Genomic DNA, 13,942 nt, shown 5'->3' with positions numbered 1-13,942 from the left:
TTACCGCTGACCAACCGGACTGCACCAGCGTCGCGGTCATGAGAAAGCCACTCGCCATCGCCGCCGCACTGGCCGCGACGCTGCTGTCCGTCGGAATCGGCACCGCCAACGCCGCCGAGACCGTCCCCGGTTGTGCCTCCGCCAAGCAGATCGGCACCACGGGCCACATCACCTACCAGGGCCAGACCATCGGTTCGGTCAAGCAGTTCGCCGGCTGCGGCAAGAACTACCCGTACCTGTGGGTCTGGGACTCGTACTACAACTCGCACCGCAACGTCCGCGTCAGCAACTGGATCGCGGAGTTCAGCAACGGCGAGGAGATCCCGCACGGCGGCGGTGAGGCCACCGGCAAGCAGGAGCTGTGGGGCAAGGGCGCGGCCACGCTGGACAAGTGCACCAAGGCCGTCGCCACGATCCGCGTCGGCACCGGTGTGACCGACTACGTGTGGGGCGCGACGGACAAGCGCTGCTGAAGTTCATCTCGGGTTCGGCCACCGGTCAGAACCGGCGACTAGAAACCGCGCATGACCTTCGACCGTCGCACGTTGTTCAAGGCAGGCGCATTCGGCACGGCAGCGGCGCTGGTGCCCTCGGGCATCAGCCTCGCGAAGACCGACCGGCCGGTGCTGACCCACGGTGTCCAGTCCGGCGACGTCACCTTCGACGGCGGCATCGTCTGGACCAGGTCGGACCGCCCGGCGCGGATGCTCGTCGAGGTGTCCCACCGCCCGGACTTCCGGTTCTCCCGCCGCATCCGCGGTCCGCTGCTCACGCCGGGGACGGGCGGCACCGGCCAGGTCAGGGTCGGCCACCTGCCGCCCGGCCGGACCGCCCACTACCGCGTCACGGCCGAGGACCTGGACGGCCGCACCTGCAGCGAGCCCGTCACCGGCAGCTTCACGACCGCCCCGCTCGGCCGCGACGAGGTGCGGTTCGTGTGGTCGGGTGACGTCGCCGGTCAGGGCTGGGGCATCAACCCCGACATCGGCGGCATGCCGATCTTCAAGGCGATGGCCGACCGCCGCCCCGACTTCTTCATCCACAGCGGCGACAGCGTCTACTCCGACAACCCTCTCAAGGAGACGGTCACCCTCGCGGACGGCCGGGTCTGGCGCAACGTCGTCACGCCCGAGAAGTCCAAAGTGGCCGAAACGCTCGACGAGTACCGCGGCCAGTTCGCCTACAACCTGCTCGACGACAACCTCAAGCGCTTCGCGGCCCACGTTCCCGTCTTCGCCCAGTGGGACGACCACGAGGTCACCAACAACTGGTACCCCGGCGAGATCCTCGACCTCCCGCAGTACACCGAGAAGCGCGTGGACGTGTTGGCACAGCGTGCTTTCCAGGCGTTCCACGAGTGGATGCCGATCGACCGGCAACGCGCCGTCGACGGCCGCGTCTACCGGAAGTTGTCCTACGGCCGCAACGTCGAGATCTTCGTGCTCGACATGCGCACCTACAAGGACAAGAACACCTCGCCCAGGGACCAGCCGGGCGTGATCCTCGGGGCGAAGCAGGCCCAGTGGCTCGTCCGCGAACTGTCCAGCAGCACCGCCACCTGGAAGATCATCGCCGCGGACCTGCCCGTCGGCCTCACCGTGCCGGACGGCGCCGACATCGAGGGCGTCGCGAACGGCCTGCCGGGCGCGCCCAACGGCCGTGAGCACGAGATCGCGTGGGTGCTGCGCGAGCTGAAGAAGCGCAGGGTGAAGAACACGGTGTGGCTCACCGCGGACGTCCACTACACCGCCGCCCACCACTACTCGCCGGACCGCGCGGCCGTCGGCGACTTCGACCCGTTCTGGGAGTTCGTGTCCGGCCCTGCGCACGCCGGCGCGTTCGGCCCGAACACGCTCGACCCGACGTTCGGCCCGCAGGCGGTGTTCGTGCACGCGCCGCCCGCCGCCAACACCTCGCCGCTGGACGGGTTCCAGCACTTCGGTGAGGTGCAAGCGAACCAGCACGAGCTCACGGTCTGGTTGCGTGACGCCACCGGGAAGTCGCTGTGGTCGACTACGTTGGGGGCACAACGCTGAACATTCATCTGGGGGGATGATGCGCAAAGCAGCCGTGGCGGTGGCTCTCACCGCCCTTCTCGTCGTGCCCACGTCCGCGTCGGCGGGCTCCGGCGCGTCGTGGAGCACGCCAGAACCGTTCTACGCCCCGAGCGGGCGCCAGATGTACGCCTACGCGCCGTCGGTGATCGCCGACGGCGCGCAGACGTACGTCTACACCTGCCACAACAGGGTGAACGGCCAGATCGACGACCACGTGTTCTTCACCCGCATCGGCGGTGAGGACCACGACGTCGTGCGTCCCGGCTCCGGCTGGGACTCGCAGCACATCTGCGACCCCACCGTGGTGGCCGCGAACGTCAGCTACGGCGGAACCGCCTACCGGTACGTGATGTTCTTCCTGGGCACCGACCTGCCCAACTCGCGCAACCAGATCGGCGTGGCCTTCGCGAACGCGCTGGGCGGCCCGTGGGTCAAGTACCCGGAGCCGATCGTGCGCACGCCGTTCAGCGACCCGCAGGCGTGGGGCGCCGGCCAGCCCAGCGCCACGACGATCAACCCGAACACCGGCGAGATCATGCTGTTCTACACCGAGGGCGGTGACGGCAGGACGCAGGCGTACTTCCGGCACCTCACCCTGGGCAACATGAGCAACCCGGTCGTCGGGCAGAAGGTGCCGATCACCAACGACGGCCTGGCCGACCGCGGCCTGCACAACTTCGACGTCGCCTACGACCCGCCGAACGACAGGTTCGTCGCGATCCGCGAAGCCGGTCCGCGGCCGGTCGGGCATCCGGACTTCATCTCGGAACGGGTGGAAGTCGTCGCCTTGCGCGGCGGGGACATGTGGGCGGGCAAGGGCACGTGGACGTCGATCGGCACCATCGGCCAGGACCAGACCGGCTATCCGCGCAACCACAACGCCGGATTGGTGCGCACGGTGTACGGCACGCTGCCGTCCTCGAACTCCGTGACGGCCGTGTACACCGTGGGGCTCGTCGGTCCGCATCCCGCGTCGCTCTACACGTACGAGCTGTGGAAAGCGACCACGCCCATCTGAAGATCACCATAGGGTCGGTGGGTGCCCATCTCGTTCGACACCACCGGCTTCCAGCAGCAGGACCAGAGCAACTGGTCGAACCCCGCCAACGGTGACCGCGTCACCCTGACCTACTACAACCTGGTCCCCGACCTGCCGGCCGGGCTGGACGATCTGCCCAAGCTGAGGCACGACCTCGCCGTGATCCACGGCCAGGACGGGTGTCTCATCGAGGCGCACGTCGTCCAGCTCGCCGGTGTGCCCGCACTGCTGCGGATCATCAAGGTGCCGCTGCCGAACCGGCCTGCCGGGCAGGCGTTCCTGTGCTCGTTCACGGTGCCGAAGGCGACCTGCAGCGCGGTCCTGCAGCTCATCGCGGTGGAAGGTCCGGTCACGGGCATGCGTGAGGGCGTGCTCGCGCCCGAGGTCGGGTTCGAGCGCTGGGTCATGCCGCACCCGTACGCGCCGCGGGTGCAGGGCCGGTTGCCGTTCCACGCGGGCGACGACCCGCGGTTCGACAGCAGGTTCCCCGACCACCCGCTCTCCCGTGCGCGGGCCTGGGCCCACCACGTCGTGCGGACCGGGCGGTTGGATCCGCAGTTCGCCGCCCTGCCGCCGTTTCAGCCCAACGCTCCCGCGCCGTCCCAGGACCTCCCACCCGAGGTTGCCGCGATCTTCAACGCCCAGCTCACCACCGCGGTCTGCGGCGTCCCGGTTGGCGGCCACATCGTCCTGCAGATCGGCGAGCGCACGACGTACTGGAAGCTGACCGACGGCCACCTCCAGAGCAGGCTGGCCAGGGGCAACCTGTCCCGCTCCCCGCTGAGCGAGGGCCGCTTCCGCGACGTGATCATGATCGACGAGCGGACCGGCCAGGCGCTGATGACGGACCGGTTCATGACCGACGGGGCAACGCTCGGCGTCCAGACCCGGCTCCAGCCGGTCACCAGGGAAGAGGCCTACGCGGCCGTCACCCCCGAGGCTCTCAGGGAGGCCTACCGCTGGGTCGGCCGCATGATCGAGGTGGCGGACGGCCGCCGGGAGTACCTCACCCTCGAACCCGTCGTGAACCAGGGCGAGCGAGTCGAGCCGTTCGCGATGATGGCCCTGCAGAACCACAACGACGAGGAAATCGTCGTCGTGTCGTGCAAACCGGCGCCGTCGGAGAACACGCCGTTCAAGGGCAGTCCCGGCATCAACGCGCCGGTCTCGCGGGAAACGCTCCAGGGCATCGGTGAACTGGCGCTGTCCGCGATGCTGGAGTGGGGCCCGCACCCGCTGGAGATAGCGATCACCTTCAACCGCTACGGCGACGGCATCGAATCGCAGGGCACTCCCGAGAGCCTCACCGACGAGGCGCGCGCGATGTTCACCGGAACGTTGACGCAGGCGGTGCCGGGCATCGCTGTCGGCGGCTACATCGCGTTGCAGCAGGGCGAGCAGCGGACGTACTGGCGCCTGCCCGACGACAAGCTGGAGTTCTGGGTCGGCTTCGGCATCATGGCGCGCACCCATTTGCCAGGCCACCGGTTCCGCGACGTCCTGCTGATCGACCCGCAGAGCGGCGAGGCGCTCCTCCCGTACCGCTACGGCGAGGACAGCTCGACGAGGGGCAGCAAGATGACGCTGGTGCGGGTGTCGCCGGAGGAGGCGATGGCCGCGGCCACCCCGGAGGCGTGCAAGGAGTCGTTCGAACGGCTCGGGAGGGCGGTGTTCAGCGCGGCGAAACGCGGCGAGTACCTCTACGTCGAGCAGCTGGAGAACGAGCTGAAGCAGGACCCGTACGTGCTGCTCGCGGTGATGGGTCTCTTCGACGACGACCCTCAGGCCGTTGCCTCCGCCTCGCCGGCGCCGTCGACGAACACGCAGTTCAACGGCCTTCCGACGCTGGAGGGGCCGGCGTCGGCGAGCAACGTCATCGGGCTCGGGCCGCTCGCGCTGCAGGCGATCGACGACTGGGGGATCCACCCGCTGCACGTGGTGCCGACGTACCACCGCCCGACTCGCTGATCGCAAACATTTGCAATGCCCGACGTATTGTTTCCCGCTGTTTGTCGTGGTTTCGTGCAGCAACCCTGCAAGAAGTTGCGACAAGGAGGTCGCGATGCGTCGGGTCATCGCCGCGCTCGCTGCATTGGTGTTGCTGCCTCTCACACCGGTCCAGGCCGTTGCTCAACCGAAGCAACGCCTGGCCGTGGGGGAGGTGGTGGACATAGCGCCCGGTGTGCGCGACGGGGACGCTCGGCTGGCGCTGCCGCCGAAGCGCGACGACCTGCGGGGTGAGCGCTTCTACTTCGTGATGCCCGACCGGTTCGCGAACGGCGACCCGAGCAACGACCGCGGCCGTTCCACCAGCGCCGAGAACGGGTTCAACCCTGCTGACAAGGGCTTCTACCACGGCGGCGACCTCAAGGGCCTGCGGCAGAAGCTCGACTACCTCGACGGCATGGGCATCACGGCGATCTGGATGACGCCGATGTTCCTCAACCGCTGGGTGCAGGGCGATTCCGCCGGCTACCACGGCTACTGGACGGTCGACTTCACCAAGCTCGACCCGCACTTCGGCACCACGCAGGAGATGCGCGAGCTGATCCGCGACGCGCACCGGCGTGGCATCAAGGTCTTCTTCGACATCGTCGCGAACCACACCGCCGACGTGATCAAGTACGCCGAGGGCAAGACCGCGTACGTGTCCACGGGCGCGCAGCCGTACCTGGACGCCGACGGCAAGCCGTTCGACATCGCGGAGTACGCGGGCCGCAAGGACTTCCCGAAGCTCGACGCCAAGAAGTCCTTCCCGTACACGCCGGTGAAGGACGGGCCGACGAAGTTCCCGTTGTGGCTCAACGACTCCACGCTCTACCACAACCGCGGCGACTCGACGTTCTCCGGCGAGTCGAGCGAGCAGGGCGACTTCTCCGGCCTCGACGACCTCATGACCGAGCACCCGCGCGTGGTCAACGGCATGAAGGACATCTTCACCAGCTGGATCGACACGCTCGACATCGACGGCTACCGCGTCGACACGGTCAAGCACGTCAACCTCGAGTTCTGGCAGGCGCTCGCGCCGCACGTGAAGCAGTACGCGAACCGCAAGGGCAAGAAGGACTTCTTCGTGTTCGGCGAGGTCTTCGACTCCTCGCCGGAGAACACGTCGAAGTACACGACGACCGGGCGCATGCAGGCCACGCTCGACTTCCCGTTCCAGAGCAGCGCGGTGAGCTTCCTGTCCGGCAAGGGTTCCCAGCGGCTCGGCGAGGTGCTGCTCGACGACGACCGCTACACCGACGCCGACTCCAACGCCTCGTCGCTGCCGACGTTCCTCGGCAACCACGACATGGGACGGGTCGCGTGGATGATCCGCAACGACCGGCCGGGCATCTCGGACGCCGAACTGCTGGAGCGGCTCAAGCTCGGCAACACGCTGATGTATCTGTGGCGCGGCAACCCGGTCGTCTACTACGGCGACGAGCAGGGCTTCGCGGGCACGGGCGGCGACAAGCTGGCGCGTCAGGACATGTTCGCGTCCAGGACGCCGGAGTACATGGTGGAGAAGCTGATCGGCTCCGACCGCACCGGAGCTGTCGACAACTACAACACCGCGCACCCGCTCTACCAGCAGCTCAAGGCCCTGGCCGCGCAGGTCGACCAGGACCCGGTGTGGCGTGACGGCAACCAGGTCCTGCGCTACGCCGACGGTGACGTGTTCGCGTTCAGCCGCATCCTCGGCCGTGAACACCTCGTCGTCGCCAACGCGGGCACCTCGCCCGCGACCGTGACCGTGCCGGTGTCCTCGGCCGCCTTCGAGAACGCGCAGGTGCAGAACGGCCGCGTCACGGTGACCGTGCCCGCGCTGTCGTCGTTGGTGCTCAAGGGAACCAGCGACGTCGCGGCTTCCAAGCCCTCGCCCGTGCTGGTCGCTCCGGCCGCGGGAACCGTGCTGGACAGGCGGGTCGAGCTCCGCGCGGACGGCATCGGCGCGCCCAACGCGGCGGCCACGTTCGCCGCACGCGTCGAGGGCACTTCCGACTGGACCGTGCTCGGCACCGACGACGCAGCCCCGTACCGCGTTTTCGCCGACCTGGCGGCACTTCCGGGCGCGGCTGCCGGCAAGCGCGTCGAGCTGCGCGTGGTCGCGAAGTCCGGCGAGATCGGTGCGGACGGCGCGTTCGTGTCGCTGGTGGCCGCACCGCCGGTCCAGGAACCGGGCACGAAGAACCCGGACTGGCTGGTCGTGCACTACCAGCGAGACTCGTACGACGGCTGGGGCCTGCACGCGTGGGGTGACATCGAGACGCCGGTCGACTGGAACGCCCCGCTGCCGTTCGCGGGCGAGGACGCCTACGGGCGCTTCGCGTGGGTCAAGCTGAAGCCGGGCGCGAAGTCCGTCGGGATCATCGCGCACAAGGGCGACGAGAAGGACACCTCGGCCGACAGGTTCGTCGATCCCAGCGTGACGCCCGAGGTGTGGCTGAAGCAGGGCGATGTGGCCGTGCACCCGTCCGAGCAGGCAGCCACTGGCAAGGCGGTCGTGCACTACGTCGGTGACGCCACCGGAGCCGTCGTGCGTGTGGCCGGACGGCCGGACGTGCCGTTCACCAACGGTGTTGCGGAACTCCCGCCCACCACTGACTTCTCGGTGGTGCGCGGGACCACCGTCGAGGCTTCCGGCAAGTTCACCAGCGGCCACGCCTGGGTCGCGAACGGCAAGGTGCACGCCACGAAGGCCGCCGCAGAGAACCGGGCGGTGATCCACTACCGCCGTGCGGACGGCGACTACACCGACTGGACCATGTACCACTGGACGGGCTCTCTGGATCCGTCACCGGGCTGGAACCAGTCGCGGGTGCCGGACGGACGCGACCAGTTCGGCGTGTACTGGTCGGTGCCGCTCGCGCCGGGTGCCGCCGGTCTGAGCTACATCATCCACCGCGGTGACACCAAGGATCCCGGGCCCGACCAGTTCCTCGACCTGGGTCAGAAGGGGAACGAGGTGTGGCAGTTGCAGGGCAACGAGACCTATCTGCTGCCGCCCAACGCGGGTCCTGCCGCCGATGACGACCTGACCAAGGCGAAGGCGATCTGGATCGCGAAGGACAAGGTCGTCTGGGACGTGCCCGCGATCCAGTCCGACGGCTACCGGCTCGAGTACGGCCCACGGGTGCTGCGGCTGTCGCCCACGACCGAGGAGGTGCCGGCCCAGTTCCCGCACCTGCGCGGCAAGCCGGTGTTCGCGGTGCGCGGGTTCGTCGACGAGGCGTTGCGGGACAAGCTCTCCGCCGTGCACGTCGACGCGGGCGGCGCGATCCGGCACCGCACGAGCGTGCAGATCGCGGGCGTGCTCGACGACCGTTTCGCCGCCGCGGCGACGAAACTGACGTACGGGCCGATGTTCGACCACGACCGCGCGTCGATCCGGTTGTGGGCGCCGACGGCGACGAACGTGAAGCTGCGGCTGTTCGACGAGCCGTCGGGTGAGCCCAAGAAGGTCGTGCAGCTCAAGCGCGACGACGCGTCCGGCTCGTGGTCCGGCGCGGGCAACTGGAAGAACAGGTACTACCAGTTCGAGGTCACCAACTGGCAGCGCACGGTCGTGGTCACCGACCCGTACTCGGTCGCGCTGTCGGTGAACTCGACGCACTCGCAGTTCGCCGACCTGCGCGACTCGAAGACGATGCCCGGTGGCTGGTCCCGCGATGTCGCGCGGGGCATCGGTGGCGCGATCACCGAGCTGCACGTGCGGGACTTCTCGATCAACGACCAGTCCGTCCCGGCGGCGGATCGCGGCACGTACAAGGCGTTCACGCACCGCGATTCGGTGGGCATGAAGCACTTGAGGACGCTGGCCGCCGCGGGCATGGACACCGTGCACCTGCTGCCGACGTTCGACATCGCGACGATCCCCGAGAAGCGGTCGGACCAGGCCACGCCCGCGTGCGACCTGCCGTCGATGGCCCCGGACTCCCCTGACCAGCAGGCGTGCGTGGGTGCGGTGGCCGCGAAGGACGGTTTCAACTGGGGCTACGACCCGTTCCACTACGACGTGCCCGAGGGCTCGTACGCCACGGCGGACGCGCAGAACGGCTGGGCGCGGTCGAAGCAGTACCGCGAGATGGTGAAGTCGTTGCACGACAACGGCAACCGCGTGGTGGTGGACGTGGTCTACAACCACACGGCGGCGTTCGGCGACGCACCGACGTCGGTGCTCGACAAGGTCGTGCCCGGCTACTACCAGCGGCTCAACCTCGACGGCTCGGTCGCGAACTCCACGTGCTGCGCGAACACCGCGACCGAGAACGCCATGATGGGCAAGCTCGTCGTGGACTCCGTGGTGCGGTGGGCGCGCACCTACAAGGTCGACGGGTTCCGGTTCGACCTGATGGGTCACCACCCGAAGGCGAACATCCTGGCGGTCCGGGCGGCGCTGGACGCGTTGACCATCGAGAAGGACGGTGTCGACGGGCGCAAGATCGGCGTCTACGGCGAGGGCTGGGACTTCGGCGAGGTCGCAGGCAACGCCCGGTTCGAGCAAGCTACGCAGGCGAACATGGCGGGCACGGGCGTCGGCACGTTCAGCGACCGGCTCCGTGACGCGGTGCGCGGCGGTGGGCCTTTCGACGACGACCCGCGCGTGCAGGGCATCGGCTCCGGTCTGGCCGGGGACGTGAACTCCTCGCCCGCCAACGGCGACGCGGCCGCGCGGCTGGAGAACTACAGCGACCTGGTGAAGCTGGGCATGGCGGGCAACATGGCCTCGTACCGGTTCCAGTCGACCGCCGGGCCCGTGGTCTCCGGTCGGGACGTGAAGTACAACGGTTCCGCCGCCGGGTACACCGGGCAGCCGCTGGAGGCGATCACGTATGTCGACGCGCACGACAACGAGACGTTGTTCGACGCGTTGACCTACAAGCTGAAGCCTGAGACCGCGATGGCTGATCGCGTGAAGATGCAGACGGTGGCGATGGCGCCGGTGCTGCTCGGGCAGGGACGGCCGTTCGTGCACGCGGGCACCGAGTTCCTGCGCTCGAAGTCGTTGGACCGCAACAGTTACGACTCCGGCGACTGGTTCAACGCCTACGACCCGTCGTTGCGCGACAACGGTTTCGGTCGCGGACTGCCGCCCAAGGCCGACAACGAGTCGAAGTGGCCGTACGCGAAACCGTTGCTGGGCCTGACGAAGCCGTCGTCGGCGGACATGAAGGCCTCGCTGGACGCCACGCTGGAGCTGCTGCGGATCCGGCAGTCGTCGCCGTTGTTCTCGCTCGGCAACGCCGACCTGGTGCAGCAGAAGGTGTCGTTCCCGGCCGCGGAGTCCGGTGTGATCGTCATGCACATCGACGACACGGTCGGTCCGGACGTGGATCCGGGTCGCCGGGGCCTGCTCGTGGTGATCAACCCGTACCCGACGGACAAGGCCGTCGCACTGCCCGCCGGTAACTGGAAGCCGCTCACCAGGGAGAAGAAGGCAGGAGCCGCGCGCTCGGTCGTCGTGCTCGAGCGATAGTTCCGCTGACAAATAGTTTGGTTCTAGACTAGTTTGGTACCGTGGTGTCATGGGCGCGACGGGGTCTACTGACCTGATGATGCTGCTGCATCGGACGGGACACGCACTGGAAACCGAGCTGACGGCGAGGCTCGCGGAGATCGGACTGACTCCGCGAGCCCGCTGCGTGCTGTCCAGCGCGTTGGACGCGGAACTCACGCAGACCGAGATCGCGGACATCGTCGACATCGACAAGACCACGATGGTCGTGACGATGGACGCGCTCGAATCCGCTGGTTACGCCGAGCGCAAGCCGTCGCCGACCGACCGTCGTGCCCGCGTCGTGGTCGTGACCGAGGCCGGCCGCGCGATCGTGGCGAAGGCCGACGACATGTACCGGGAGGTCGTCGGCAGCGTGCTCGGCTCGTTGCCGGACGACGAGCGCGTCGGCCTGGTCAACGGCCTGACGAGGCTGGTCGAGGGCCGGTTGAGCACTCCTGTGCCGTGCGAGAAGCCGCCGCGCAAACGTGCTCTGCGTCATGCGGTTGGATAAGAGATAGTCCCGTACAAAACTATCTGCTACGGTTCCTCTTATGAATCAAGGGGGACCGAAGACGGACTCGCGCTGGCTGGCGCTGATCGTCCTGTGCGCGGGCATGCTGATGATCGTTCTCGACCAGACGATCGTGAACGTCGCGCTGCCCGCGATCGAGGAAGACCTCAAGTTCGGCCAGGCGGGCCTGGCCTGGGTCGTCAACGCGTACCTGATCGCCTACGGCGGTCTGTTGCTGCTCGCTGGCCGCCTCGGCGACCTGATCGGGCACAAGAAGGTGTTCCTGATCGGCCTCGGCGTCTTCACGGTCGCGTCGCTGCTGTGCGGCGTGTCGTTCAGCTCCGAGATGCTGATCGTTTCTCGCTTTGTCCAGGGTGCGGGCGGTGCACTGGCCACGTCCGTGACGCTCGGCATGGTCGTGACGATGTTCCCCGAGCCGAACGAGCAGAGGCGCGCCATCGGCGTGTTCAGCTTTGTGGCGGCGGCGGGCGCGTCCATCGGCCTGTTGCTCGGCGGCGTGCTCACGGACGCCATGTCGTGGCACTGGATCTTCTTCGTGAACATCCCGATCGGTGTCGTGGCGGCGGTGGCCGCTGTTCGCCTGGTGCCTTCCTCTGAGGGACTGGGCCTGCGCGAGGGCGCGGACGTGCTGGGCGCACTGCTGATCGTCGCCGCGGTGATGCTCGGCGTGTACACGATCGTCAAGGCGGAGCACCACGGCTTCGGCTCGTTCCACACGCTCGGCCTGGGCGCGGTGGCTCTGGCGCTGCTGGCCGGTTTCGTGGTGAGGCAACGGACCGCTGCCAAGCCGCTGCTGCCGTTGCGGGTGTTCAGGTCCCGCAACGTGACCGGCGCGAACCTGGTGCAGATCTCGATGGTCGCCGGCATGTTCGGCCTGTTCTTCCTCGGCACGCTGTACATGCAGCTGGTGCTGTCGTACACGCCGTTGCAGATCGGCCTGGCCTTCATGCCCGTCGCGGGTGCCATCGCGGTGTTCTCCGTGTCGCTGTCTGCACGCCTGAACTCCCGCTTCGGCGAACGCAACATGCTGATCGTGGGCCTGGTGTTCATGCTGGTAGGCATGCTGGTGTTCACGCAGGTGCCGGTCGACGGCTCGTACCTCACGGACATCCTCCCGGCGGTGGCGCCGCTGGGCATCGGCCTGGGCCTGTCGTTCCCGGCGCTGATGACGCTCGCGATGTCCGGCGCAGCGCCAGAAGAGGCAGGCCTGGCCTCGGGCCTGGTGAACACGACCGCGCAGGTGGGCGGCGCCCTCGGGCTGGCCGTCCTGGCCACGACCTCGACCGCCTACACCTCAGGCCTGCTGGCCTCCGGCGTGGGCCGCCTGGAGGCGCTGACCTCGGGCTTCCACCTGGCGTTCTGGATCAGCGCCGCCCTCGTGGCCGTGGCCCTGGGCCTCGCGGTGTTCGTGCTGCGGCAGGTGAGCGTCGACCGCGAGGAGAACCAGCCGGTGCTCGTGCACTAGTGGTCGGCCAGCTCGACCCGTGTGCGGACGTCCTCGGTGCGCAGGATCGTGAACTCGCGGTCCTGCGCCTTGAGGACTTTCAGGAAGCCGGGGCTGGTCTCGAACACGTAGACGTCCTGCGCGTCGTTGATCCGCTCCTTCGGCACCCACGGCGTGCTGACGATGGCCGCGACCGCGAGCGCCGTGCCCGCCAGCAGGAACGCGAACCAGTGCAGCAGCCACCGCGCGTTGCGGATCGCCAGGAACATGGCGGCGCCGATCGCCACCGCCGCGGGGGCCAGCCACCAGCGGTGATACGTCAGCGTGTGGGACACCATCAGCGCGATGAGCACGATCGCGGCCAGCAACGCGGTGATGCCGGCCCGCTCCGGATCCTTGCGCGTGCGGAAGTAGAAGAAGAACGTCGCCGGGGTGACGATCATGAGCAGGACGGTGCTGATCCGGTCGTCGGCCATGAACGTGCCCAGGAACAGCCCCGGTGCGTCGTCCAGTTCAAGGGTGTGGAGCAGGGCGAACGCCGTGTGCCAGTCATAATGGGACACAGCAAGCAGCCGCAGCAGGACGAACAGAACCGCCGCGCCGGTCAGCGCCGAACCCGTGTGCTTCACGGTGCGCACTATGGCAGGTGTGTCGTTCGCTACCCTGTCGGCACTTCCCGTACCTGTTTTGAGGAGTTTGGCGTCGTGTCCGAGCGCACCCTGGTTCTGGTCAAGCCCGATGGCGTTGAGCGTGGTCTCGTCGGTGAGGTGATCTCCCGCATCGAGCGCAAGGGGCTCAAGCTCGCCGCGCTGGAGCTGCGGACGGCTGACCGCGCCACCGCCGAGCAGCACTACGCGGAGCACGACGGCAAGCCGTTCTACAACGACCTCGTCGACTTCATCACCGGTGGGCCGTTGGTCGCCATGGTGGTGGAGGGGGTTCGGGCGATCCCGGCTTTCCGTCAGCTCGCCGGTGGGACCGACCCCGTCGAGAAGGCCACGCCTGGGACCATTCGTGGCGACTTCGGGCTTGAGGTGCAGTACAACCTCGTGCACGGGTCGGACTCGGCTGAGTCGGCTGAGCGTGAGATCAAGATCTGGTTCCCCAACCTCTGAGGGTGGGTTTGGCGGCCCCTTGGCTTCGGCCTTGGGGCCGTTTTGTTTGTGCTGCTCTGGGGGCGCGTGGGTTTTGTGGGTCGTCCCCCGGTTGCGTCGGCGGGTTCCTGTTTCGAGTCCGTAGGTGGTTGCGTGCCGTGGTCATGTGCCGGTTGCTTTCTGGGGCTCCGCCCCAGACCCCGCCAATCTGATCAAAGACCCACCAGCGCCGCGGGGCGGGTTGATGGCACGCCTGGTGCGTTGGGCGGCCGCCGGTTGCGTAGGTGGTTGCG

9 protein-coding genes are annotated in these 13,942 nt (G+C 68.1%); 8 read left to right on the top strand and 1 reads right to left on the bottom strand.

Annotation, left to right across the window (positions count from 1 at the left end; translation table 11 throughout):
* The first annotated feature begins 38 nt into the window (after positions 1-38).
* The 7 genes from IEZ09_RS39145 (at position 39) to IEZ09_RS39115 (ending at position 12,576) form a co-directional block, all read left to right on the top strand.
* Positions 39-473: a hypothetical protein gene (locus IEZ09_RS39145; RefSeq protein ID WP_189258903.1), complete on the top strand. Its 435-nt coding sequence runs from the start codon at positions 39-41 to the stop codon at positions 471-473.
* A 51-nt stretch (positions 474-524) separates the two neighbouring features.
* Entirely contained in the window at positions 525-2,036 is a 1,512-nt protein-coding gene (locus tag IEZ09_RS39140; protein ID WP_189258902.1) for an alkaline phosphatase D family protein, read from the top strand.
* Positions 2,037-2,076: 40 nt separating this feature from the next.
* Complete coding sequence (locus IEZ09_RS39135) at positions 2,077-3,075, top strand: glycoside hydrolase family protein (protein ID WP_189258901.1); 999 nt, start codon at positions 2,077-2,079, stop codon at positions 3,073-3,075.
* 21 nt (positions 3,076-3,096) lie between these two features.
* The gene (locus IEZ09_RS39130) at positions 3,097-5,064 is read left to right on the top strand and encodes a hypothetical protein (protein WP_189258900.1); all 1,968 of its coding nucleotides are present in this window, start codon (positions 3,097-3,099) and stop codon (positions 5,062-5,064) included.
* A 94-nt stretch (positions 5,065-5,158) separates the two neighbouring features.
* A complete protein-coding gene (pulA, locus tag IEZ09_RS39125; RefSeq protein WP_189258899.1) occupies positions 5,159-10,558 on the top strand; it encodes a pullulanase-type alpha-1,6-glucosidase in 5,400 nt (1,799 codons plus the stop codon).
* A 49-nt stretch (positions 10,559-10,607) separates the two neighbouring features.
* Entirely contained in the window at positions 10,608-11,090 is a 483-nt protein-coding gene (locus tag IEZ09_RS39120; RefSeq protein WP_229813343.1) for a MarR family winged helix-turn-helix transcriptional regulator, read from the top strand.
* A gap of 40 nt (positions 11,091-11,130) precedes the next feature.
* On the top strand, positions 11,131-12,576 hold the full coding sequence (locus IEZ09_RS39115) for a DHA2 family efflux MFS transporter permease subunit (RefSeq protein ID WP_189258898.1): 1,446 nt from the start codon (positions 11,131-11,133) through the stop codon (positions 12,574-12,576).
* Here the strand turns inward: IEZ09_RS39115 and IEZ09_RS39110 are convergent.
* On the bottom strand, positions 12,573-13,184 hold the full coding sequence (locus IEZ09_RS39110) for a hypothetical protein (RefSeq protein ID WP_229813342.1): 612 nt from the start codon (positions 13,182-13,184) through the stop codon (positions 12,573-12,575). The genes IEZ09_RS39115 and IEZ09_RS39110 overlap by 4 nt on opposite strands.
* Before the next feature lie 75 nt (positions 13,185-13,259).
* On the opposite strand from IEZ09_RS39110, the gene ndk reads away from it, so the two are divergent.
* Positions 13,260-13,670 (top strand): nucleoside-diphosphate kinase, encoded by a 411-nt coding sequence (gene ndk / locus IEZ09_RS39105; protein ID WP_189258897.1) that lies wholly within the window; start codon positions 13,260-13,262, stop codon positions 13,668-13,670.
* Positions 13,671-13,942: the final 272 nt, after the last annotated feature.

It is taken from the genome of Lentzea flava (assembly GCF_014648475.1).
Lineage (GTDB): Bacteria > Actinomycetota > Actinomycetes > Mycobacteriales > Pseudonocardiaceae > Lentzea > Lentzea flava.
The sequence above is the reverse complement of the archived record's forward strand: the minus strand, read 5'-3'. Positions and strand labels throughout refer to the sequence as shown.

Bases quoted from the DNA above. Each gene is read 5' to 3' on its own strand.
- IEZ09_RS39115 (WP_189258898.1), top strand. From the start codon at position 11,131: ATGAATCAAGGGGGACCGAAGACGGACTCGCGCTGGCTGGCGCTGATC.
- IEZ09_RS39145 (WP_189258903.1), top strand. From the start codon at position 39: ATGAGAAAGCCACTCGCCATCGCCGCCGCACTGGCCGCGACGCTGCTG.
- IEZ09_RS39140 (WP_189258902.1), top strand. From the start codon at position 525: ATGACCTTCGACCGTCGCACGTTGTTCAAGGCAGGCGCATTCGGCACG.
- IEZ09_RS39120 (WP_229813343.1), top strand. From the start codon at position 10,608: ATGGGCGCGACGGGGTCTACTGACCTGATGATGCTGCTGCATCGGACG.
- pulA (WP_189258899.1), top strand. From the start codon at position 5,159: ATGCGTCGGGTCATCGCCGCGCTCGCTGCATTGGTGTTGCTGCCTCTC.